General features: G+C 64.7%; 20 protein-coding genes. 11 read left to right on the top strand and 9 right to left on the bottom strand.

All coding sequences use genetic code 11. From position 1 onward, the window contains the following. The first annotated feature begins 21 nt into the window (after nucleotides 1–21). Entirely contained in the window at nucleotides 22–1,650 is a 1,629-nt protein-coding gene (locus AAFG50_RS13905) for an inorganic phosphate transporter (protein ID WP_028172318.1), read from the top strand. Nucleotides 1,651–1,822: 172 nt separating this feature from the next. Here the strand turns inward: AAFG50_RS13905 and AAFG50_RS13900 are convergent, their stop codons facing one another. Continuing rightward, nucleotides 1,823–2,995: a M20 aminoacylase family protein gene (locus AAFG50_RS13900; protein ID WP_011085805.1), complete on the bottom strand. Its 1,173-nt coding sequence runs from the start codon at nucleotides 2,993–2,995 to the stop codon at nucleotides 1,823–1,825. 174 nt (nucleotides 2,996–3,169) lie between these two features. Between AAFG50_RS13900 and AAFG50_RS13895 the strand changes: the two genes are divergently transcribed. The 3 genes from AAFG50_RS13895 (at nucleotide 3,170) to AAFG50_RS13885 (ending at nucleotide 5,669) form a co-directional block, all read left to right on the top strand. Continuing rightward, a complete protein-coding gene (locus AAFG50_RS13895) occupies nucleotides 3,170–4,789 on the top strand; it encodes a GMC family oxidoreductase N-terminal domain-containing protein (RefSeq protein WP_028172319.1) in 1,620 nt (539 codons plus the stop codon). 283 nt (nucleotides 4,790–5,072) lie between these two features. Next, the gene (locus tag AAFG50_RS13890; RefSeq protein WP_049832424.1) at nucleotides 5,073–5,300 is read left to right on the top strand and encodes a hypothetical protein; all 228 of its coding nucleotides are present in this window, start codon (nucleotides 5,073–5,075) and stop codon (nucleotides 5,298–5,300) included. A gap of 45 nt (nucleotides 5,301–5,345) precedes the next feature. Further along, nucleotides 5,346–5,669 carry a putative quinol monooxygenase gene (locus AAFG50_RS13885; protein WP_011085802.1) on the top strand — a complete coding sequence of 108 codons (324 nt, stop codon included), beginning with the start codon at nucleotides 5,346–5,348 and terminating at the stop codon, nucleotides 5,667–5,669. Nucleotides 5,670–5,691: 22 nt separating this feature from the next. Here AAFG50_RS13885 and AAFG50_RS13880 read toward each other — a convergent pair whose 3' ends face one another. Continuing rightward, entirely contained in the window at nucleotides 5,692–6,558 is an 867-nt protein-coding gene (locus AAFG50_RS13880; protein ID WP_342714185.1) for a helix-turn-helix domain-containing protein, read from the bottom strand. Between the two features lie 179 nt (nucleotides 6,559–6,737). On the opposite strand from AAFG50_RS13880, the gene AAFG50_RS13875 reads away from it, so the two are divergent. The 4 genes from AAFG50_RS13875 (at nucleotide 6,738) to AAFG50_RS13860 (ending at nucleotide 9,483) form a co-directional block, all read left to right on the top strand. Next, nucleotides 6,738–7,682: a metallophosphoesterase gene (locus tag AAFG50_RS13875; RefSeq protein WP_011085800.1), complete on the top strand. Its 945-nt coding sequence runs from the start codon at nucleotides 6,738–6,740 to the stop codon at nucleotides 7,680–7,682. A gap of 25 nt (nucleotides 7,683–7,707) precedes the next feature. Next, on the top strand, nucleotides 7,708–8,043 hold the full coding sequence (locus AAFG50_RS13870) for a cupredoxin family copper-binding protein (protein WP_011085799.1): 336 nt from the start codon (nucleotides 7,708–7,710) through the stop codon (nucleotides 8,041–8,043). Nucleotides 8,044–8,170: 127 nt separating this feature from the next. Then, nucleotides 8,171–8,719, top strand: coding sequence for a sigma-70 family RNA polymerase sigma factor (locus tag AAFG50_RS13865; protein ID WP_028172321.1), 549 nt, complete (start codon nucleotides 8,171–8,173; stop codon nucleotides 8,717–8,719). Next, complete coding sequence (locus tag AAFG50_RS13860) at nucleotides 8,716–9,483, top strand: anti-sigma factor (protein WP_028172322.1); 768 nt, start codon at nucleotides 8,716–8,718, stop codon at nucleotides 9,481–9,483. Before AAFG50_RS13865 ends, AAFG50_RS13860 begins: the two co-directional genes overlap by 4 nt. Before the next feature lie 395 nt (nucleotides 9,484–9,878). Here the strand turns inward: AAFG50_RS13860 and hpnO are convergent, their stop codons facing one another. Continuing rightward, entirely contained in the window at nucleotides 9,879–11,270 is a 1,392-nt protein-coding gene (gene hpnO / locus AAFG50_RS13855; protein WP_011085794.1) for an aminobacteriohopanetriol synthase HpnO, read from the bottom strand. A gap of 141 nt (nucleotides 11,271–11,411) precedes the next feature. On the opposite strand from hpnO, the gene AAFG50_RS13850 reads away from it, so the two are divergent. Further along, nucleotides 11,412–12,074 (top strand): DUF2147 domain-containing protein, encoded by a 663-nt coding sequence (locus AAFG50_RS13850; RefSeq protein ID WP_028172324.1) that lies wholly within the window; start codon nucleotides 11,412–11,414, stop codon nucleotides 12,072–12,074. Here AAFG50_RS13850 and AAFG50_RS13845 read toward each other — a convergent pair. Further along, on the bottom strand, nucleotides 12,042–14,630 hold the full coding sequence (locus AAFG50_RS13845; RefSeq protein ID WP_011085792.1) for an MMPL family transporter: 2,589 nt from the start codon (nucleotides 14,628–14,630) through the stop codon (nucleotides 12,042–12,044). The genes AAFG50_RS13850 and AAFG50_RS13845 overlap by 33 nt on opposite strands. A 450-nt stretch (nucleotides 14,631–15,080) precedes the next feature. Between AAFG50_RS13845 and ispH the strand changes: the two genes are divergently transcribed. Beyond that, nucleotides 15,081–16,007 (top strand): 4-hydroxy-3-methylbut-2-enyl diphosphate reductase, encoded by a 927-nt coding sequence (gene ispH, locus AAFG50_RS13840; protein ID WP_011085791.1) that lies wholly within the window; start codon nucleotides 15,081–15,083, stop codon nucleotides 16,005–16,007. A 35-nt stretch (nucleotides 16,008–16,042) separates the two neighbouring features. Further along, nucleotides 16,043–17,203, top strand: a complete 1,161-nt coding sequence (gene hpnH, locus AAFG50_RS13835) for an adenosyl-hopene transferase HpnH (RefSeq protein WP_028172325.1) — start codon at nucleotides 16,043–16,045, stop codon at nucleotides 17,201–17,203. Nucleotides 17,204–17,280: 77 nt separating this feature from the next. Here the strand turns inward: hpnH and AAFG50_RS13830 are convergent, their stop codons facing one another. The 5 genes from AAFG50_RS13830 to hpnC are packed head-to-tail and all read right to left on the bottom strand — an operon-like array spanning nucleotide 17,281 to nucleotide 23,030. Then, nucleotides 17,281–18,030: a phosphorylase gene (locus tag AAFG50_RS13830; protein ID WP_028172326.1), complete on the bottom strand. Its 750-nt coding sequence runs from the start codon at nucleotides 18,028–18,030 to the stop codon at nucleotides 17,281–17,283. Next, complete coding sequence (gene shc, locus AAFG50_RS13825) at nucleotides 18,027–20,009, bottom strand: squalene--hopene cyclase (protein WP_028172327.1); 1,983 nt, start codon at nucleotides 20,007–20,009, stop codon at nucleotides 18,027–18,029. Before shc ends, AAFG50_RS13830 begins: the two co-directional genes overlap by 4 nt. A gap of 51 nt (nucleotides 20,010–20,060) precedes the next feature. Then, nucleotides 20,061–21,317 (bottom strand): hydroxysqualene dehydroxylase HpnE, encoded by a 1,257-nt coding sequence (hpnE, locus tag AAFG50_RS13820; RefSeq protein ID WP_028172328.1) that lies wholly within the window; start codon nucleotides 21,315–21,317, stop codon nucleotides 20,061–20,063. Further along, nucleotides 21,317–22,156 (bottom strand): presqualene diphosphate synthase HpnD, encoded by an 840-nt coding sequence (hpnD, locus tag AAFG50_RS13815; protein WP_011085786.1) that lies wholly within the window; start codon nucleotides 22,154–22,156, stop codon nucleotides 21,317–21,319. The genes hpnE and hpnD overlap by 1 nt, the downstream gene beginning before the upstream one ends. After that, nucleotides 22,146–23,030, bottom strand: coding sequence for a squalene synthase HpnC (gene hpnC / locus AAFG50_RS13810; RefSeq protein WP_028172329.1), 885 nt, complete (start codon nucleotides 23,028–23,030; stop codon nucleotides 22,146–22,148). The genes hpnD and hpnC overlap by 11 nt, the downstream gene beginning before the upstream one ends. Between the last annotated feature and the right edge of the window lie 102 nt (nucleotides 23,031–23,132).

Here is a 23,132-nt window from a genome sequence, read left to right as displayed (position 1 = left end):
AAAGTTAAGGGGCGTCCAGACATGACCGATGTAGCATTCGACCGCGCGGTAGCCGATCCCGCGCCGATCCAGCCGGCCTCGCGGCCAAATCTCGACAAGGGCTTCAATCCGCTGACGATGATCCTGTTCTTCGGCATCCTCGCCGCGGGCCTGCTGTTCGTCGCCTACAGCATCTATGCCGACGTCAACGCGACCGGCACGCGGGTCACGACCTTCCTGCCCTACATCCTGCTGTTCGTCGCGCTGCTGATCGCGCTCGGCTTCGAGTTCGTCAACGGCTTCCACGACACCGCCAATGCGGTGGCGACCGTGATCTACACCCATTCGCTCCCGGCTGAAGTCGCCGTGATGTGGTCGGGCTTCTTCAACTTCCTCGGCGTGCTGCTGTCCTCCGGCGCGGTCGCCTTCGGCATCGTCTCGCTGCTGCCGGTCGAGCTGATCCTCCAGGTCGGCTCCAGCGCCGGCTTCGCAATGGTGTTCGCGCTGCTGATCGCCGCGATCCTGTGGAATCTCGGCACCTGGTATTTCGGCCTGCCCGCCTCGTCCTCGCACACGCTGATCGGCTCCATCATCGGCGTCGGCATCGCCAACGCCGTGATGCGCGGCCGCGACGGCACCTCGGGCGTGGACTGGAGCAAGGCTACCGAGATCGGCTACGCGCTGCTGCTGTCGCCGCTGGTCGGCTTCGCCTGCGCCGCCGTGCTGCTGCTGGTGCTCAAGTTCATCGTGCGCAACCCGGCTCTGTACGCCGCGCCCGAAGGCAACAAGGCTCCGCCGCTCTGGATCCGCGGCCTCCTGATCCTGACCTGCACCGGCGTCAGCTTCGCGCACGGCTCGAACGACGGCCAGAAGGGCATGGGCCTGATCATGCTGATCCTGATCGGCACCGTTCCAACCGCTTACGCGCTCAACCGCGCTCTGCCGGAATCCCAGGTCGCCCAGTTCCAGAAGACCTCGGATGCCGCCGCCAGGGTGATCTCGGCCAAGGGCGCCGGGCACAGCATCATCGGCGATCCCCGTCCGGCGGTGACGCAGTACATCGCGCTGCATCAGATCAACGAGGGCACCTATCCCTCGCTCGCCGTGCTGGTGAAGGATGTCGGCGACCAGGTCGCCAAATACGGCACGCTGAACAAGGTGCCGGCGGAAGCCGTCGGCAACACCCGCAACGACATGTACCTGACCTCGGAAGCGATCCGCTTCCTGATGAAGGACAAGGAGAACGATCTCAACAAGGACGAGGTCGCGACCCTGAACGCCTACAAGGGCTCGCTCGACGCCGCCACGAAGTTCATCCCGAACTGGGTGAAGATCGCGGTCGCCATCGCGCTCGGCCTCGGCACCATGATCGGCTGGAAGCGCATCGTCGTCACGGTCGGTGAGAAGATCGGCAAGACCCATCTCACCTACGCACAGGGCGCCTCCGCCGAGCTCGTCGCCGCCGCCACGATCGGTGCCGCCGACGTGTTCGGCCTGCCGGTCTCGACCACCCACGTGCTGTCGTCCGGCGTCGCCGGCACCATGGCCGCGAACGGCTCGGGCCTGCAGATGGCGACCATCCGCAACCTGCTGATGGCCTGGGTGCTGACGCTGCCCTGCGCGATCATGCTGTCGGCCACGCTCTACGTGATCTTCTCGCGAATCTTCTGAAGACCTCTCCTCTCCCTCTCCCCGTTCTTACGGGGAGAGGGTTGGGGTGAGGGGCTGCCTCCGCGATCACGGTGAGAGACGGACTCGCGGAGAGTCCCCCTCACCCGGATTTTACGCTTCGCGAAAAATCCGACCTCGCCCCGCAAGCGGGGCGAGGTGAAGGACGCCGCGCCTACGACGCTGCGAGCGACTCCTCGACCAGCTTGACCCAGTAGGACGTGCCGAACACGATCGCCTCGTCGTTGAAATTATAGGCGGGGTGATGCAGGCCGGCGCTGTCGCCGTTGCCGCAGAAGATGAAGGCGCCGGGGCGCGCTTCCAGCATATAGGCAAAATCCTCACCGCCCATCAGCGGCGGCATCTCGTGCACATTGGCTTCGCCCGCGACCTGCCTTGCGATACGCCGCGCCACCTCGGTCTCCGCGGCGTGGTTGTTCACGACGGGATAGTTGCGCTTGTAGTGCAGGTCGATCTTCGCGCCGGTGATCTGCGCCACGCCCGCCACCACTTCGTGCACGCGCTTCTCGACCAGCTTGCGCACGTCCGGCGACAGCGTGCGGATGGTGCCCCTCAGCGTCGCGGTCTGCGGAATGACGTTGCGGGCGTTGCCGGCGTGGAATTCGCAGATCGAGATCACGGCCGATTCCAGCGGATCGACGCTGCGCGCCACGATCGACTGCAACGCGGTGATCACCTGCGCGCCGACCAGCACGGAATCGATGCATTTGTGCGGTCGCGCGGCATGGCCGCCGAGGCCCTCGATCATGATATCGACCTCGTCGGTCGCCGCCATGATCGGGCCCGGCCGGATCGCGAACGAGCCGATCGGGATGCCCGGGCCGTTATGCATGCCGTAGACCTGCTCGATGCCGAAGCGCTCCATCAGCCCGTCCTTGACCATGGCCGCGCCGCCGGCACCGCCCTCCTCGGCCGGCTGGAAGATCACGACAGCATCGCCGGCAAAATTCCGGGTCTCGGCGAGGTAGCGGGCCGCCCCAAGCAGCATCGCGGTGTGGCCGTCATGGCCGCAGGCGTGCATCTTGCCCGGATTCTTCGAGGCGTAAGGCAGGTTGGTCTGCTCCTCGACCGGCAGCGCGTCCATGTCGGCGCGCAGGCCGATGGTCTTCAGCCCTTCGCCGGCTGGCTTGTTGCCCTTGATCACGCCGACCACGCCGGTCTGGCCGAGGCCGGTCACGACCTCATCGCAGCCGAATTCACGCAGGCGGTCCGCGACGAATGCTGCGGTGCGGTGAACGTCATACAGCAATTCGGGATGCTGGTGGATGTCCCGGCGCCAGGCCTGAATATCGGGTTGAAGGTCGGCGACGCGGTTCACGATGGGCATGGATGGTCTCAAGCTTTGTTGGGAATACAGGACTGTCTACCATGCAAGCCGCAGTCCACCTAACCGCCGCGGATCGGGGGGAGCCCTGCCCTCTCGTCATGGCCGGACTTGTCCCGAACCGCTGCGTCTGCCTATTAGGACGGAACATCAAGTGACCATCCGGGTGGAAGCAGAATGCCAAGGCGGCTCGAAGGTGAGTTTGACTACATTGTCGTCGGGGCAGGCACGGCAGGATGCATTCTCGCCAACCGCCTGTCGGCCGATCCGAAAAATCGCGTCCTCATTCTCGAAGCCGGCGGCGACGACAACTGGATCTGGTTCCACATTCCGGTCGGCTACCTCTTCGCGATCGGCAATCCGCGCTCGGACTGGATGTTCAAGACCGAGGCCGAGCCGGGCCTGAACGGCCGCGCGCTGGCCTATCCCCGCGGCAAGGTGATCGGCGGCTGCTCGGCGATCAACGCCATGATCTCGATGCGCGGACAGGCCGCCGATTACGACCATTGGCGCCAGCTCGGCATGACCGGCTGGGGCTATGACGACGTGCTGCCGCTGTTCAAGCGGATCGAGGATCACTTCCTGGGCGCGAGCGAGCATCACGGCGTCGGCGGGGGCTGGCGCATCGAGGCGCCGCGGCTGTCGTGGGAGGTTCTCGATGCCGTCGGCGATGCCGCAGAAGAAATGGGCATCAAGCGCATCCCGGATTTCAACACCGGCGACAACGAAGGCACCAGTTATTTCCACGTCAACCAGAAGCGCGGCCGGCGCTGGTCCTCGGCGCGCGGCTTCCTCAAGCCCGCGCTGAACCGGCCCAACCTGCGGCTCGAGAAGCACGTGCTGGTCGACCGTCTCATCATCGAGCAGGGCCGCGCCGTCGGCGTGCGTTTCGTCCAGAACGGCGAGATCATCGAAGCGCGCGCGAAGCGCGAGGTGATCCTGTCGGCCGGCGCGATCGGCTCGGTGCAGGTGCTGCATCGCTCCGGCATCGGGCCTGCCGACTGGCTGTCGCCGCTCGGCATCGACGTGATGATGGACAAGCCCGGTGTCGGCCGCAATCTGCAGGACCATCTCCAGCAGCGCGCGATCTACAAGGTCGAGGGTGTGCGCACGCTGAACGAGACCTATTACAACCTGTTCCGCCGCGGCCTGATGGGGCTCGACTACGCCTTCCGCCGCCGCGGACCGCTGACGATGGCGCCGTCGCAACTCGGCATCTTCACGCGTTCCGATGCGACGCGCGCACGCGCCAACATCCAGTTCCACGTACAGCCGCTGTCGCTCGACAAGTTCGGCGATCCCCTGCACCGCTTCCCCGCCATCACCGTGAGCGCCTGCAACTTGCAGCCAACCTCGCGCGGCACCGTGCGGCTGCGCTCGGCGAGCCCGGACGAGAAGCCGATCATCGCGCCGAACTACCTGTCGACCGACGACGACCGCCAGGTCGGCGCCGACGCCATCCGCACCACCCGCCGCCTGATGCAGCAGAAGGCGCTGGCAAAATATCACCCGAGCGAATATCTGCCCGGCCCTTCCGTCGGCGACGACGATGCCTCGCTCGCCAAAGCCGCGGGCGATATCGGCACCACCATCTTCCATCCCGTCGGCACGGCGAAGATGGGCGCGGCGAACGATCCGATGGCGGTGGTCGACGAACGTCTCCGCTTCTACGGCCTCAGCGGCCTTCGCATCGTCGATGCCTCGATCATGCCGACGATCACGTCGGGCAATACCAACACGCCGACCGCAATGATCGCCGAGAAAGGTGCGACGATGATCTTGGAGGATGCGAAGTAAGTCAAACTTCCAGTCCTTAGGTCGAATGATTTCGTTTTTGACTTCCCACGTCATCGACCGCCCGTCGGCCTGCAGGTATGAGGGCCAGGCGCAGCGCGGACAGGCGTCTGCGCTCTCAGCGGGTGACGCAAGACGAGGAAGCAAAAAATGAATTTGAACGAGCTTGCCGATCGATATGTGGCTGTGTGGAACGAGCGGGACTCTGAAAAGCGGAAGCGACAAGTCGCGGAATTATGGATTCCGCAAGGTGAGCACTATGTCGAGTCGCGCAAGGTCGTTGGGCATGATGCGCTCGAGCTACGCATCATTGAATCGCACAAACGAATTCGTGCGCGATGCGGGAAATCGCTTTCGCGCAGTGCCCGGCGCTCGCCGGGAAGGCAACGTGGTGGCATTCTATTGGGAGATGTTGCCGGCCAACGCGGATACCGTGCTGGGCAAAGGCCTGGAATTCGTTGTCGTCTCGGATGCTGGAAAGATAGTCCAGGACTACCAGTTCTATCCGGCCTGACAGGCCCGCATCGCAATGTCCGACGACACGAAGGCGGAGTGATTCATGCCCGTTTCATATGCCATCGAGTTTCAAGTTGTCCCCGGCAAGCGGGAGGAATTTCTGGAGCGCCTCTGTGAAGTCCTGGACGCGATGAAGGTCGAGACGACATATTGTGAGGCTGTCCTGCACCAGGATCCGACGTCCGAAAACCACTTCATGCTCTACGAGACGTGGGACAACCACGATGATGTCGTCAACGTGCAACTGAACCGTCCCTACCGGCACGCGTGGCATGATGCTCTCCCGAGAATACTGGCGAGTGAGCGCAAAATCGGCGTGTGGGAACCAATTAGGGCGGATCCGAAGCGCTCCCCGAAGACCAGATGACCTCGTGGAGAATCGGGCGGCGCTATCTGCGCATGAGCACGTGCTCTCTGGCGCCTGCCCGTCCCCTCTCGACAGCGACCGGCGATGTCTGATCGACAAGCTCCGACTGCATCAGGTTTGCAAGCTCGATCGTACGGTTGTCTGCCGGAAACAGCATTTCGAGGGCGAGTTCGGCCAAGGTGATGTCAGTGGCGGTGCCGAAGACGGTCACGGTATTCAAAAAGGACATGGTGCCGAGGCGCGTCGTGATACGCAGCGGGGTGGCTAGCCGCTCGGACTGCTCGAAGCCCATGCTGGTGGTCGAGTCTGACGGGGCGGGATACGCTGCGACCTCTGCGAGCAGATTTTGCAGCCAGGGATCGGCGCCGGCCTCGATCTGCTGACGCAGCACGCTCAAGCAATAGGCGCGCCATGCCGCGAGGTTCAGGATTCGCGGTCCCATGCCTGCCGGATGCAGCATGAGACGCATCGCGTTGATGGGTGGCTCTAGGAGTGCTTCCGAACATCCTTCATAGAGCTGGGGAAGAGCGCCATTTGAAAGCACCACGTTCCAACGCCGATCCACTGCGAAGGCGGGATAGGGCTTGTGTGCCTGGAGAATGCGATCCATCGCCGCCCTCGCTGCTTCGAGGCCGTCGATCGACGTCTCCTCGTACGCTGGCGCAAACCCCGCCGCGAGCAGCAATCTGTTGCGATCCCGAAGCGGAACATCGAGAAGGTCTGTCAGACGGTTGATGATGGCCCGGCTTGGTTGCGCTTTCCCGGTTTCGAGGCATGACAAATGCCGGGTTGAGCTATTGGCCCCGAGAGCCAGATCGGTCTGCGTGAGGCGTCGCCGCTCGCGCCAACGCCTCAAGAGGATCCCGAAAGGAAGCTGGTGCGCTGTCATGGGGCCAGCCTAGCTTTGGGCCCAGCCATAGAAAATGACCTCCGAGGTCAAGATTGCCATGCTTTCCAAGTCGCGGCACCTTCCGACTTCACGAAATCGTCATCGCATCCGGGAATAAACCCCGCCCTCCCCCAATCACCTCCCCGAAGCCCAATTCCGGGCGAAGTGGAGACGTTGCGATGAGCGGACACGATCACGGGGATGACGGCGTCAACCGCCGCAAGGTGCTGGAATGCATGACCTGGGCCGGCACCGGGGTGCTCTGGACCATCACGGGCGGCGTGCCGCGCTCGCTCGGCATCATCGATTCCGCGCAAGCCGCCACCGCGGCCGCGCCCGGCATGACCTTCCTCCAGATCAGCGACAGCCATGTCGGCTTCGACAAGCCGGCCAATCCCAACGCGCTCGGCACGCTGGAGGAAGCCATCAACAAGATCAACGCGATGCCTGCCAAGCCGTCGTTCATGATCCACACCGGCGACATCACCCATCTGTCGAAAGCCGCCGAGTTCGACAATGCCGAGCGCATCATCTCGCAGACCAAGCTCGACGTGCACTACGTCCCCGGCGAGCATGACTTCATCGACGAGGAGGTGAAGCTCTATCGCGAGCGCTACGGCCGCGGCACCAAGGGGCACGGCTGGTACTCCTTCGATGCCGGCGGCGTGCACTTCGTCGGCCTCGTCAACGTCGTCGACCTCAAGGCCGGCGGCCTCGGCAATCTCGGCGCCGAGCAGCTTGCCTGGCTGGAGGACGACCTGCGCGGCAAGTCGAAATCGACGCCGGTCGTGCTGTTCGCCCACATCCCGCTCTGGACCGTCTATCCGGAATGGGGCTGGGGCACCGAGGATGGCGGCCGCGCGCTCGAATACGTCAAGGGCTTCGGCTCGGTCACCGTGCTGAACGGCCACATCCACCAGGTGATGCAGAAGGTCGAAGGCAACGTCACCTTCCACACCGCGCGCTCGACCGCCTTCCCGCAGCCGGCGCCGGGGGCAGCTCCTTCGCCCGGACCGATGAAGGTCGAGGACGCAAGGCTGCGCTCGATGCTCGGCGTCGCCAGCATCAACTTCAAGCAGAACGAGCAGCGGCTCGCGATCATCGACACACCGCTCCAGGGCTGAATCCAAGGTTGAATGGAAGCTGACAATGAAGACACTCAATCGCCGCGACTTCGGCGTCGACCTCGGTCTCGCTCTGGCCGCGGCCGTCCTGCTGCCCGCAACAACCGCCCGGGCCGACGACATGGACGTGCACATCGACAATTTCGTTTTCCAGCCGGCCGAGCTCAAGATCAAGGTCGGCGCCACCGTGACCTGGACCAACCGGGACGACATCCCGCACACGATCGTCTCGGCCGGCAAGTTCAGGTCCAAGACCCTGGACACCGACGACAAGTTCTCGTTCACCTTCACCAATGCGGGCGACTACAAATATTTTTGTTCGTTGCACCCGCACATGACGGGGATGATCAAGGTTGAGTAACGTCTCCAACCAAGGCATCAACGTCTTGCCCGGCCGGTGGTCCCACGCCGGCCGGGCTCGTGTGCGTTCCGTCACACACAGGGACGGAACGAAGCCACAGGCAGAACAAGAGGCAAAGCGAGGAGCGATGCCCGCCACCGACGATCTGCAGAAGGCGCAGCGCTTCCGCGAAGCGGCGCTGCCCTATCTCGACGACGTCTACACGCTCGCGCGCTATCTGCTGCGCGACGCCTCCGATGCCGAGGACGCGGTGCAGGAGTGCTATCTGCGCGCGCTGAAGCACTTCGACAGCTATCGCGGGCCGGCGATGAAGCCCTGGCTGTTCGCGATCCTGCGCAACGTCTGCAACGCAGAATATGCGCGTCGCGCGCACAGGCCCAGCGCGATCGAGGATACGCCCGGCGCCGCCGAGCAGACGCCGATCTGGCAGGAGACCGGGGCAAGCCCGGAAACCGAAGTGCTGCGCAGCCGCGATGCCGGCGCCATCCGCAAGCTGATCGACACGCTCGCCGAGCCGTTCAAGGAAACCTTCGTGCTGCGCGAGATCAACAACCTGTCCTATCGTGAAATCGCCGAGGCCGTCGGCGCCCCCGTCGGCACCGTGATGTCCCGCCTCGCCCGCGCCCGCGCCATGCTGCGCGCGGCCTGGACGGCGGAAGAGGAGCATCCAAGATGACCTGCGACGAGGCAAGAATCCTGCTTCACGCGCTGATCGACAACGAGCTCGATGCCGGCCACGCGCGCGAAGTCGAAGCCCATATCGCCGGCTGCCCGGCCTGCGCCGCGGAGCTTGCGGCACAACGCGACATGCAGCGCGTGCTGGCCGACACCAATCTGCGCTACACCGCACCGGCGAGCCTGCGCGCCCGCATCGAGGCCTCGATGCCTCAGCCGCAGCGCCTGCAACCGACCCGCCGCTCCGTGCTGCGCGGCTTTGCGATGGGCTCGGCGGTCTCCGCGCTCGCCGCCTCCGGCGTCGTCGCCGTGGTGCTGCGCCAGGACGACCAGCAGCGCATCCTGTCGGAGGTCGTCTCCGCCCATCTACGCTCGCTTCAGGCCGGCCATCTCACCGACGTGATCTCGACCGACCAGCACACCGTCAAACCCTGGTTCAACGGCAAGCTCGACGTCGCCCCGCCCGTGATCGACCTCACCGCGCAGGGTTTTACGCTGGTCGGCGGCCGGCTCGACTATATCGACGCCCGCGCCATCGGCGCCGTCGTCTACCGGCGCCGGCAGCACGTGATCAACCTGTTCGTGTCGCAGACCTCGAGCACCGAACACCGGCCGCCGAAGACCCAGACCATGCAGGGCTTCAACTGCCGCCGCTGGGGCGATCGCGGCCTGAATTTCTGGGCGGTCAGCGATCTCGGCGCCGACGAGCTCGCCGAGTTCGTCGACAAGTTCGGGGCGGCGATGAAGGTGAATGTGGAGGGGTAGCTTCTTCAGTCAAGCTGACGCTGGAGATCAAGCGCTCGCACTGCCACGACAAATGCCACCATCAGGATCGACGCCATGGCGGCAACCATGGCCGCGATCCTGAAGCGCTTAAGGTACATCAAGCAGGCCTCGGACAGAGCAGGCTCGTAAGGAAGGTGCACTGTACGCATGGACGCACGTATGGCGGTGAGAGGTCCGACTATGTGGGGTTTAGGCACCGATCGCTTGTAACTATCATAGCTGAGCCAAGCGAAAGAGACGGATATCGCGAACGTCAGAAATAAGAGAACCGAGACAAGCGCAATCATCGATCGCATAGAACGAGATCTCTACCCTTGCCCGCATTGCGCGAGGCCAAGCGCTCCCGCAAACTATATCGATAACGCGGACGGTGCCTAGGCCGACCTTCGCACCGCGTTGTCCACCAGCGTCTTGCCGAGCGACCAGATCGCACCGGGCACCTTGTGGCTGCCGGCGATGACGTCGTCGAAGGCGCGCTCGATCCAGCCGCAGTCTTCCTCGGTGATGGTGAGCGGCGGCAGCAGCTTGATGGTGTGGCTGCCGTGGCCGGCGACCTGGGTGAGGATCTTGTGATCCTTGAACAGCGGCACGGTGATGAGCTGGCAGAACAGGCCCTTGTTGGCCGCCTCCAGCACGTTCCAGGACGCCCGCAGGCGCAGCGACTTCGGCGGGCCGAACTCAACGCCGATCATCAGGCCCTTGCCGCGCACTTCCTTCATCAGCTCGTAGCCGGGCACCATGCGCGTCAGCGCAAGGCGCAGCTCGGCGCCGCGCTTGGCGGCGGACTCGATCAGCTTCTCGGACTCCATGACATCGAGCGTGGCGATGCCCGCGGCCATCGCCAGATCGTTCTTGGAGAAGGTGGAGCCGTGCACCACCGCGCGATCCATCTGGTTGAATATCTTGTCGAAGATGCCCTTGCGCGTCAGCACCGCGCCGACCGGCACGTGGCCGCCCGACAGCGACTTCGACAGCAGCACCATGTCGGGCTCGACGTTCCAGTGCTCGACCGCGAGGAAGCGGCCGGTGCGGCCCATGCCGGTCTGAATCTCGTCGGCGACGAACAGCGTGCCGTATTTCTTGCAGAGTGCTGCCGCACCGGGCAGGAACTCGTCGGTGGGCATGTTGACGCCCTTGCCCTGGATCGGCTCGACGACGAAGGCCGCGACCTCGCGCGAGGCCAGCGCCTTTTCGAGCGCGGCGAGATCGTTGAAGGGGACCGGGGTGCAGCCGGGCAGCAGCGGCTCGAAACCGGTGCGGAAGTTCGAGTCACCCGTCAGCGACAGCGCGCCATAGGTCAGGCCGTGATAGCCGTGGGCGCAATAGACGATGCCGGGACGGCCGGTGGCGCCACGTGCGAACTTGATCGCGGCCTCGACGCATTCCGCTCCGGAATTGGCGAAGAATGCCTTGTCGAGATAGGGAACGTATTTCAGGAGGCGCTCGGCGAGCACGCCGGCGAGCGTCGAGACGTCGAACTGGACGAGGTTGGGCAGGTCGGCATCGAGCACGCTCTTGAGCGCATCGCGCATGACCGGATGATTGCGCCCGATCGCAAACACGCCAAAGCCGGACAACAGGTCGAGATAGCGCGCCCCGTCGCGGTCGTAGAGGTACTGCCCCTGCCCCTTTTGGAAGCCGACGTCGTAGCCGATGGTCTTGAGAACCCGAACGAACTGCTCGTTCAGATACCGATTATGCAGGGCACTGCGCTGGGCCTGACGGTCCGCGAACAGTTGAGACATGTCTGGATTTGGGCTGTGCATCCGCTACATACTTCGGTTGAGGGCCGTCTCGTCAACTGGAAACGGACCGTTACAGAAAACGGTCTGTGCGGCCTTTTGCCCTTTTTCGGACCATCTTCGCAAGCACAGCTTTAAACCATGTTGCACTGCCAAGGAACACTCATGCGTTTGGCCCTTTACACCGGAATTATACTGGCTGGCGGTTACGCCTGCCTGACTCCTGCTCTCGCCGCCGACCCCACCGGCGACTGGCGGGTCGCCGACGGCGTCGCCAACATCCGTGTCGCCCAATGCAATGGCAGCATGTGGGGCGCGGTTTCCTGGGAAAAGCAGCCTGGCGGCCGTGACGAGAACAACCCGGATGTCTCGAAACAGAACAGGCCGACGCTGGGCATGGCGACCCTGATCGACATGAAGAAGAAGCCCGGCGTCGATCAGTGGGAAGGACAGGTCTACAACGCGAAAGACGGCCAGCTCTACAGCGCGACCATCACTCCGGCCGGTACCGACCAGCTTGAGATCAAGGGCTGCGTGATGGGCTTCCTCTGCGGCGGCGAAACCTGGACCCGGGTCGGACCGCCGATCCCCTTGAGCCCCGCCAACGCCATGGCCAAGGGCGCGCCGAAGCCCACCGGCGCGGCGCCGAAAGCCCAAGGCACTGCACCACCCCAAGGCACAGCGCCCCAAGGCACGACGGGCGCCACAGCGCCTGCGCCCGCGCCGGCCCCGAAAACCGCCACGACGGCCAAGCCCGGTCAGAAGGGCGCCGCCGACCCCGTCGGCGATATCTGCCTACTCCCTGAGATTGCGGGGCTTGCCCATTAGGGCCGGCTGGAACAGCAGCACGGCGGCGAGCGTCGTCACCAGTGAGAGCGCCAGCAGCTTGCCCATGCTGGACGTGCCGGGATGGCTCGACAGCCACAGGCTGCCGAACGCCGTCGCCGTCGTCAGCGCGCTGAAGAAGATCGCGCGTGTCAGGCTGGTCTGAAGCAGGTTTGTTCTGCCCGAGCGCCAGGCCACGACATAGTAGATCTTGAAGGCAACGCCGACGCCGAGCAGCAGCGGGAACGCGACGATGTTGGCGAAGTTGAGCGGCAGGCCGATCAGCACGCAGATCTCGAGCGTGACCGCGCCGGCAACCAGGAGCGGCACCAGCGTCATCAGCACGTCCACGAACCGGCGGAGCGTGATCCACAGCAGAAGGCCGATCACCAGCAGCGCGTAGACGCCGGCGTGGATGAACGCCTTCACCACGGTGTCGCCGGATTTCAGGATCGAGACCGGCCCGCCGATCGCGGTCGGCTCGGCAACGAGCACCGCCGCCGCAAATCTGCGCAGCGTGTCGTTGTCGTTGGGATCGCCCTTGGGCAGCGCCTCGACGCGGATGATGCCGTCCTTGCTCTTCCAGGCGCTGACCAGATCGGGCGGCAATGACTTCAGGGTGACCGGCTCAGCCTGCATCGCGTTCCTGAGCTGGTCGAACACGATCTTCATCGGCGTGACGAACACGTCCTGCGCCTTGTTGCGCATAGCCTCGTCGGCATTGGCGAGCTTCTCGAGCGCGTCCGCAAGGCGGCGCGAGGCGACCGCGCCCGGCCCCTTCGCATCGCCGGCGGTCCGGCGCAGATTGTCGACCGAGGATTTCAGCGCATCGACGTTCTCCTTGTCCGACGGCGCGGCATCGATCTGGTCGGGATTGAGCGCGGGGTTCAGCACCTTGGCGCCCTGTGCGATCAGCTTCAGCTTCGGCTGCTGGTCTTGCGGCACGAAGCTGTCGAGCGACATCACGCGCAGCACCTCCGGCACCTTCTCCAGCTTCGCCTCGACCTGCCGTGCCTGCTCCTCGGACGTCGTCATCACGTTGATGGCATTGGCACCGGTGTTGGGATCCTTGCGCAGGTCGAGGAAGGTCGCGATCGATTCGGCCTTCGGGTTGCGCAGGTTCATCGGGTTGAAGTCGAACTTCATGAAATAGAGCAGCGGCAGGCCGGCGAGCGCGAGCAGCAGCGTGCCCCCCACCACCAGCACACGATGCTTCTCCAGGAAGTGATCGAGCGGCGCCAGGAAGGCGTAGCCCACGGGCTCCTTCTCGCCGGGTGGGTTGAGCAGCTTCAGCATTGCCGGCAGAACGGTGATCGAAGAGAGGAAAGCCACCAGCATGCCGACGCCGGCGATCTGGCCGAGCTCCGCGATGCCTTGATAGTCCGTAGGCATGAAGCAAAGGAAGCCTGCCGCGGTCGCCATCGCCGCAAGCGACAGCGGCACCGCAGAGCGCTTCGCTGCCAGCACCAGCGCACCCGAAAGGTCGTTGTGCTTGTAGCGCTCCGAGCGGTAGCGGACGCTGTACTGGATGCCGAAATCGACGCCGAGGCCGACGAACAGCACCGCGAACGCGATCGACAGCAAATTGAACGATCCGACCATCATCAGGCCGGCGGCGGTCGTGATGGCAAGGCCGACGAAGAGATTGACGAACACCGCGAAGATGATCTTCGCCGAGTGCAGCGCCAGCCACAGGATCAGCAGCACGACGAGGACGGTGCCGACGCCGTTGACGACGGCGCCTTCCTGGACGGTGGCATATTCCTCATTGGCGATCGGCACCGGGCCGGTCAGTCGCACCCGCGCCTGGTATTTGGTCGCGAAATCCAGATCCGCCGCAGCCTTGCGGATCGCGTCGGTAGCGCCCTTGCCGGGCTCCAGCGCGTTGTAGTCGAGGATCGGCTTGAACTCGATGAAGGCGCGCTTGTCGGAATCCGACAGCGGCTCGTCGCTGACGAGTTCGCGCCACGAGAAGCTCGCATTGCCCTTGTTGAGCACGGTCTCGACCGTCTGCGCGATCAGGTTGAAAGGCCGCGCGGTATTGTCGAGCTTGACCTGGCCGCGCTTGACGCCGGCAAGTCCCGTCTCCAGCGCGCCGGTCAGGCCGCGGATCGAGGGGTCGCCCGCCATGATCTCGATCAGGGGCGCCGCCGATTCGAACTCGCCGGTGACCTTGGCGACCTCCTCGGTCGGCAGGAACAAGAGGCCGTTCTTCTCGAAGAACTCGCCGGTGCCGAGCTGCTGCATCGACTGGAAGTTGGTCTTGTCGTCCTTCAGCTTGGCAAACAGCGCGTCCGATGCCGCGGTCGCCATTTCCGGCGTCTTTGCCTCGACCACTGCCGTAATCGTCGCGTCGCGGTCGAAGGCGCGGTCGAATTGCTGGTCGCGCTGGCGCCAGTCCAGATTCTGGGCAATCAGCGAGTTGATGTCGGTGTTGATGGCGAAGTGCTTGGACGTGTAATAGCCGGCCCCCACCGCAAGCAGGAGCCCGAGAACGACGACGAGGGAGGCAAACCGGGTACAGGCCCTGACGATGGCAACGACTACGCTTTGCAGCACATCTTTTCTTTCTGGTGTTAACAGCTTGCCGAAAACGCCCGCTGTTTATCGGAGTTCCCGGGCGAAACCTATTGCTGTTTTAAGTGGCTCTCGCCGCAAGAAGGTTCGAGGTAAACGGCGCGGACCGTGGCAAAATCATGCGGGGCGGTCGGTATAGCCGGGGAGTTGAGGCGGGAAAGTGACGAAGGGGTGAGCACAAATGTCGCCATTTTGCTCATCGCAATTTCCATACTATAATACCCGGCGGGGAACCAAAGGTCTATCCGACCTTTCCTTTCTGCCGATTTTTTGACACAAAGTATTGCGCCTCCATGCGCCGGAGCCCCGACGGGGGTGGGTGGCTACCGCGTGCGCGAAACCAATGGTGCGGATATTGCAACTCATTGGTCAGTATCGAGGTGCCGCCGGGACTTTGAAGCGGATTGGTGCAACTTGCGTGATGGGCGTCCTATGGAAGTTTATCTAGCGCAACCGCGCGGTTTCTGCGCGGGCGTGGTGCGGGCGATCGAGATCGTGGAACGGGCGCTGGAGAAGTTCGGCCCGCCCGTCTACGTGCGCCACGAGATCGTGCACAACAAATACGTGGTCGAGAGCCTGAAGAACAAGGGCGCCATCTTCGTCGAGGAGCTGTCCGAGGTTCCGCCGAAGGCGGTGACCGTTTTCAGCGCCCATGGCGTCGCCCGCAGCGTCGAGGAAGAGGCCGCCGCGCGCGACCTTCCGGTGCTCAATGCCACCTGCCCCCTGGTCACGAAAGTTCACAATCAGGGGAAGCGCTATATCACCAAGGGCCGCACCCTGATCCTGATCGGCCATGCCGGCCACCCCGAGGTCGAGGGCACGATGGGCCAGGTTCCCGCCCCCGTGCTGCTTGTTCAAAGCGTTGAAGAGGTTAACGCCCTCACGCTGCCGGCGGATACGCCAGTGGCCTACATCACCCAGACCACCCTGTCGGTGGACGACACCAGGGACATCATTTCGGCCCTTCAGGCCCGCTTTACAGATATTCAAGGCCCGGATATCCGGGATATCTGCTATGCGACACAGAACCGCCAATCTGCGGTAAGGGACTTGAGCAAGCTGGTCGACGTGATCTTGGTGGTGGGCGCTGCCAATAGCTCGAACTCGAACCGGCTCCGCGAAATCGGCACTGAAGCCGGTGTCGCGAGTTATTTGATTGCCGACGGCAGCGAGCTCAATCCGGAGTGGTTGAAAGATGCCAGGACCGTCGGCGTCACGGCCGGCGCCTCGGCGCCCGAGGTACTCGTGGATGACGTGATCGAAGCGATGCGGCGGATCGGACCAGTCAAGGTCCAGGTGCTGCCGGGCCGCGAGGAAAACATCGAATTCCGGCTTCCGGCCGAACTGGCTGCGAGCTGACCCACCCGAATTTCAAGCCCAGAAAGAAACGTGTAATGGCTATCCCCTTCTTCAAGGAAATGCGTATCGGCGGCTATTTGCTCAAGCAGAAACTGCTTGGCCGCAAACGCTATCCGCTCGTGCTGATGCTGGAGCCGCTGTTCCGCTGCAACCTCGCCTGCGTCGGCTGCGGCAAGATCGATTATCCGGATGCGATCCTGAACCGCCGCATGACGGCGCAGGAGTGCTGGGACGCGGCCGACGAATGCGGCGCGCCGATGGTCGCCATTCCCGGCGGCGAGCCGCTGATCCACAAGGAGATCGGCGAGATCGTGCGCGGCCTCGTCGCGCGCAAGAAGTTCGTGTCGCTCTGCACCAACGCGCTGCTGCTCGAGAAGAAGCTCGATTTGTTCGAGCCCTCCCCGTATTTGTTCTTCTCCGTGCATCTCGACGGCCTGAAGGACCATCACGACAAGGCGGTGTCGCAGAAGGGAGTGTTCGACCGCGCCGTCTCCGCGATCAAGGCGGCCAAGGCGCGCGGCTTCACGGTCAACGTCAACGCCACCATCTTCGACGGCCATCCGGCCGAGGAGATCGCGAAGTTCCTCGACCTCACCGTCGAGCTCGGTGTCGGCGTCTCGATGTCGCCGGGCTACGCCTATGAGCGCGCGCCGGACCAGGAGCACTTCCTCAACCGCACCAAGACCAAGAAGCTGTTCCGCGACGTCTTCGCGATGGGCAAGGGCAAGAAGTGGAACTTCATGCATTCCGGCCTGTTCCTCGACTTCCTCGCCGGCAACCAGGAATACGAGTGCACGCCCTGGGGCATGCCCGCGCGCAACATCTTCGGCTGGCAGAAGCCCTGCTATCTGCTCGGTGAAGGCTATGCCAAGACCTTCAAAGAGCTGATGGACACCACGGACTGGGAGACCTACGGCACCGGCAAGTACGAGAAGTGCGCCGACTGTATGGCCCATTGCGGCTACGAGCCGACCGCGGCGACCGCAGCGCTGAACAACCCGCTGAAGGCGATGTGGGTGTCGCTGCGCGGCGTCAAGACCTCTGGCCCGATGGCGCCGGAGATCGACATGAGCAAGCAGCGCCCGGCGCAGTACATCTTCTCGGAGCAGGTCCAGAAGAAGCTCTCCGAGATCCGCAAGGACGAGGCCGCCGCCGCCGAGCAGAAGGCCGCACGGAAGGCCTCGACGGCGGCGTAAGCGAGAACAACGCCACGAACGAAAAAGGCCCGGTCGCCAATGGCGACCGGGCCTTTTCTTTTGTCAGATCGAGACGCTCAGACCGTCTCGGCGACCAGCGCCTCGCTGTCGACCAGCTCGGTGCCGATCAGGAAGTCGCGGCAGCCGCGCAGGGAGCGCAGCGCGCGGTTGAAGTCGATGCCGGTCGAGACCAGGGCATGCAGCGTCGTCGGATTGCGCACGATGCCACGCAGGACGGCCGCGAGGTCGATCTGGCCGTTCGGCTTGATGGCGGCGCGGGCGAGCGCCGGCAGCGCGCGATGGGCGGGGTCGCTGATGACGCGGACCGCGGCAAAGGGCAGCCCCGCCTCGGCGGCGTAGGCGGCCGCGATGTGGCTTTCCATGTCGACGGCGGAGGCGCCGGTCTCCGAATGCAGCGCCGCCTTGCAGGACCGCCCGGTGACCACTTCCTCGGCGCCGGCGAGGCTGCCGCGCACGACACGGCGGCGCCCTGACGTGAGGCGGTCGATCAGGTCGTCGCCGAGCGATAGGCCAGCGGCCCAACGGGTGTCGCCTGACAGCACCTCGGTCGCCAGCACGACGTCGCCGGAGCGCAGCGTCGGGTCGAGCCCGCCGGCCACGCCGAACGAGATCACGCCGCGAATCGTCTCAGGATCCACCACGGTCAGGAGCGCCCGCAACTGGGTCGGGCTGCTGGACGAGCAGATGACGGCCATTCCGGGGCCCGCCGCGATGCGGGCCTCCTGAACCAGACCGGTCACAATGAGTATTGGCCGCGGATCAATGGCATTGCCCGCGGTAAGATAGTCCCCCGTCCCCAAAGTCACATTCCGACCCCTACCACCCTGCTGTTGGTGTTCCGCAAGTTCCGGTACCGCGCCAGCGCCCACAGCGGGAAGAACTTCGAGTAACCATGATACCGTAGATAGAATACACGGGGAAAGCCTGTGGCGGTGTACCGCTGCTCATCCCACAGTCCTTTTTCGTTCTGTGTTGCAATCAGGTACTCCACCCCGCGGGCGACGGCCGGGTGATCAACCTCGCCTGCCGCCATCAGGGCAAGCAAGGCCCATGCCGTTTGCGAGGCGGTCGAGGGGGCGGCTTCCCAGCCCTTGTAGTCCAGCCGGTAGCTGACGGCGTCCTCGCCCCAGCCCCCGTCCTTGTTCTGGATCGAGGCCAGCCAGGCCGCGGCTTTCCGAATCATCGGGTCGTCGTGGCGGACGCCGGCCATGTTCAGGGCGCAAAGCACCGACCAGGTTCCGTAGATGAAGTTCATGCCCCAGCGGCCGTACCAGGACCCTTCCGGGTGCTGGGTCTTGCGGAGGTAGGCGACCCCGTCGGCCACATGCTTGCTGGTCTTGGCGGTCTCGCCGAGCTGGGCCAGCATCGAGACGCAGCGCGCGGTGACGTCCTCGGTCGGCGGATCTAGCAGTGCGCCGTGGTCCGAGAACGGGATGTTGTTCAGGTAATATTCGAGATTGTTGACGTCGAAGGCGGCCCAGCCGCCGTCGTCGCTCTGCATGCCCTCGATCCACTCCCGGCCACGGTCGATCGCGGAATCATAGCCGGTGACGCCGTGCTCCCGGCGCATCCGGTCCATCGACATCACCACGACCGCGGTGTCGTCGAGATCGGGATAGTAGGCATTGTTGTACTGGAACGCCCAGCCGCCCGGGCGCACGTCGGGCCGCTTCACGGCCCAGTCGCCCTTCACCTCGAGCTCCTGCTTCGGGATCAGCCAGTCGAGGCCATGCTTCGCCGCAGGCACGGCCTTGTCGCCGCCGGCCTCCAGCAGCGCGTGGGCGGTCAGCGTCGTATCCCACACCGGCGAGACGCAGGGCTGGCAATAGGCCTCGTCGTCGCCGATCACGAGCAGCTTGTCGATGCCCCGGCGCGTGACCGCGCGCGGCGGATAGTTCTCGTCCTTGCCGAGCGCGTCGTACATCATGACGAGGTTGGCCATCGGCGGATAGATCGCGCCCATGCCGTCCTCGCCGTTGAGCCGCTCCTCGCTGAAGGCGAGCGCGGTGTCGATGGCGCGCTTGCGCAGGCTCTTCGGAAACAGCGGCTCGATGACGCGCAAGATCGCATCGAGCGAACGGAACAGCAGGAACCACGCCATGCTCTGGTGCGGCGCCTTCGCGGTCATGCCGATCGAGCGCGGATCCTGGAGAAACAGCTCGTCGATGCCGACGCCCTTCGGATTCTTCGCGCGCGGCTTGAGCGCGGCGATCACCATCAGCGGCACCATGGTGGTGCGCGCCCAGTAGGAGATCTTGTTGATGTGGAACGGCGACCAGAACGGCAGCAGCATGATCTCGATCGGCAGCACCGGCACCGCGCGCCAGGTCACGATGCCGAACATCGCGAGCATGAAGCGCGTGAAGACGTTGCTGTGAATGGCGCCGCCGCGGGCGTGGATCGCCTCGCGCGCACGCACCATGTGCGGGGCGTCGATGGAATCCCCGATCATCTTCAGCGCGAAGTACGCCTTCACGCTGGCGCTCATGTCGAACTCGCCGTCATGCACGAGCGGCCAGCCGCCATGGGCGCCCTGCACGCGACGGAGATAATTGCCGATCTTGGCCTCGAGCACGGTGTCGACCGGCTCGGCGAGATAGTGGCGCAACAGAACGTATTCGGCCGGAATCGTGCAGTCGGCCTCGAGCTCGAACACCCAATGGCCGTCGGATTGCTGGAAGCCGAGGACGCCTTGCGTGGCGGACGCAATGCTCGATTCCAAGATCTTCGATTCCAAGATCTTGGATTCCTGGGCTTCGCGGGCGGTCGCGTTCAAGGAATCCATCTGGCTCGATTACTCCGATAGTTGATTTGAATTGATCGGGACAAATTCCCGTCAGGGCCGCTGTGCGGCCAGCACCAGATCGGCGGCGCGATCACCGGACCGGACCGATCCCTCGATGGTTGCAGGCAATCCCGTAGCAGTCCAGTCGCCGGCGAGGAACAGGTTTTTCAGCGCGGTGACCGGCCCCGGACGCAGGGCATTCTGCGCCGGCGTGGCGGCAAAGGTGGCGCGGCGTTCGCGCACGATCTGCCAGGGAGGCAGCTCGCCGGAGACGCCGCCTGCCTCGCAGACATCGTTCCAGATCGTCTGCGCGAGTTCCTCGCGCGGCATGTCGACGAGACGGTCGCCGTTGCTGATGGTCACCGAGAGCCGGTTCGGAAACGCGAACAGCCATTCCACGATGCCGCCGATCACGCCCAGGATCGGCGGCGAACCCGGCGGCGGCTCAAAACGGAAATGTGCATTCACGATGGCGCGGAATTCGGTCGGCGTCTTCAGGCCCGGCAGCAGGCTGGCGGCGGCACGCGGCGGCACCGCCATCACGACGACATCGCCGTCGGCGAGCTGGATCACGTCCTCGCCGCCGAAATTCAGCGCGCCGGCCTTGCCGTCACTGGTCACGAACGCGCGCAGCTCATGGCCGAGCTGGACCGAGTGGCCGCGCTCCTGCAAGAACTTCACGGCGGGCTCGATCAGCACGGCGCTAAGGCCGTCGCGCGCGATCAAGGGACGGCAAGCCTGTCCGCCGGCAAGCAGCGTCTCGCGCACGATCGCGCCGGCGAGCCCGGCCGAGCCCTCGGGCGGATCGACGTTGAGCGCGGCGAGCAGCAGCGGCTGCACCAGGCGCTGATAGAGCACGCCTTCGGTAGGAATGGACTTGCCGACCAGCGTCTCCTCCGAGGCCCAGATCAGCGGCGCCAGCTTGAGATAGTCGGTGAGGCCTGTGTCGGGAACGCGGCGGCTCTCGTCGAGCACCCAGGTCGGCAGCCGGCCGGTGCCGAGATCGATCTGCCAGCGCTGCCCGGTCTTGATGTCGACGAAGGGAAACTGCGCGCTTTCAGGGCCGACCAGGCCCGCCTCGGTCCCGATCGAGCGCGCATAGGCGCGCGCATGGCTGTTGCCCGACAGCAGCAGATGATTGCCGTTGTCGATGGTGAGGTTGGTTGCGCCGTCGAAATAAGAACGGCAGCGGCCGCCGGCCTGGTGCGTCGCCTCGTGCACGGCGACCTTGAAGCCGGCATTGGCGAGCCGCACGGCGGCGGAGAGGCCGGAAATTCCAGCGCCGATGATGTGAGCTGTGTTTTGCATCAGATGAAAGCGTAACGGAGCAGGATCAGGATGCGTGTGACCTTCGACACACGCACCGGCTCGCGCGGCGCGTTGAAGCCACGCGCGATCAGGAGGTCCAGAATGGAATGATAGTATTTCGACATGATCCGCGGCGCACGCACGGTGCGGCGCTTGTTGCGGTTCATGATCTCGTCCGACTTCTCGAAATGCACCTTCGCACGCTGCGCCAGCGGCAGGCAGACCTTCGGCAGCGCGCGTTCGGCGATGACGCGGTTCGGGTCGTTGGAGGTGATGCCGGCATGCAGCAGCGCTTCGCGCGGCAGATAGAGCCGGCCGAGGCCGGCGTCCTCGTCGATGTCGCGCAGGATGTTGGTGAGCTGAAGCGCGCGGCCGAGATGATAGGCGAGCTGGATGCCGTCCTCTTCGGGCAGGCCGAACACCCGCACCGACAGCCGCCCCACGGCGCTGGCGACCCGATCGCAATAGAGATCGAGCGTCGCCATGTCGGGCGCGCGGATGTCCTGCGGCACGTCCATCTCCATGCCGTCGACGATGGCCAGGAAATCCTCGCGCTTGAGCCCGAAGGTCTTCACCGAGGCGACGTAGTCCTTCAGCCGCGGCGGCGGATTGCCCTGATAGAGCGCGTCGATGTCGGTGCGCCACGCCTGAAGCGCGGCGAGCCGCTCCTCGCGCGGGCCGTCGGAATCGGCGATGTCGTCGACCTGCCGGCAGAAGCTGTAGATCTGGAACATCGCTTCGCGCTGGTCATGCGGCAGGATGCGCATCGCGGCGTAGAACGAGCTGCCGGATGCGGTCGAGCCATAACTGGCGCCGGGCGAGGTCGCCTCAAGCGTCATGTGCAGTCCCCGGTCTGGAAATGGCCTTGCGTCCGATCGCGCGGCGGCCGACTTCGCCGATCATGCCGGCGAGGCTGAAGGTGAGGAGCTCGAACTTGTTGAGATGCACGCGCTCGCGCAGGGGATCGCGCACCTTGAGCAGGCGCACGATGCGGTCGGCATAGGCCTGGATCACCGAGACGTCGATGCCGAGGCGGAAATCCCGGATCTCCGCAGCTAGCGACCTGCCCTCGTCGAGCAGCGCTTCGTTGCGCACGGCGAGCCCCTGAAGGCAGGCCAGCATCGCCGGCGGCGACTGGGCAAGGCCGAGCTGCTCGACCGAGGCGCCGCTCGCGGCCAGCGCATCGCGCGGCAGATAGACGCGGTTGAGCTCGCGAAAATCCTTGCCGCAATCCTGGAGGTGGTTGTTGATCTGGAGCGCCGCGCAAAGCGCGTCCGACGCGGCCCAGGTCGAGGTGCTCTCGCCATGGACGTCGAGCATGAAACGGCCGACCGGCATCGCCGAGTAACGGCAATAGTGGATCACCTCGTCCCAGTTCTCGTAGCGCAGCTTGGTGACGTCCATGCGGAAGGCGATGAGCACGTCGAGCGCGTGGCGCGGCGCCATGCCGCGCTCGGCCAGCGCGCGCCGCAAGACGACGGCTTCGGCCTGGGTGTCGCCCTTGCCGAGCAGTTCCGCCTCGAGCAGGTCGAGATAGGCGAGCTTCTGGTCGCCCGGCAGCGTCGCGTGGTCGGCGATGTCGTCGGCAGTGCGGACGAAATTGTAATACGCCAGGATCAGCGCGCGATGACGCGGATGAATGATCCAGGACGCGACGGGAAAATTCTCGTCGCGGTCACCCTTGCCGGATCGCAATTCGCTCGCAGAGGTCATCGAGGGCTGGTTTACAATCGTTTGGACAGGAAGAGCTTTTTCGCTCGCGCGGGCTCGTGCCGGCGATGCCGCCGCGGCCCCCATATAGGGGAATACGGCCGC

The organism is Bradyrhizobium sp. B039 (assembly GCF_038965675.1).
In the GTDB taxonomy this organism is placed as follows: domain Bacteria; phylum Pseudomonadota; class Alphaproteobacteria; order Rhizobiales; family Xanthobacteraceae; genus Bradyrhizobium; species Bradyrhizobium diazoefficiens.
Note: the sequence above shows the minus strand (reverse complement) of the source record. Positions and strands in the feature narration are given on the sequence as shown.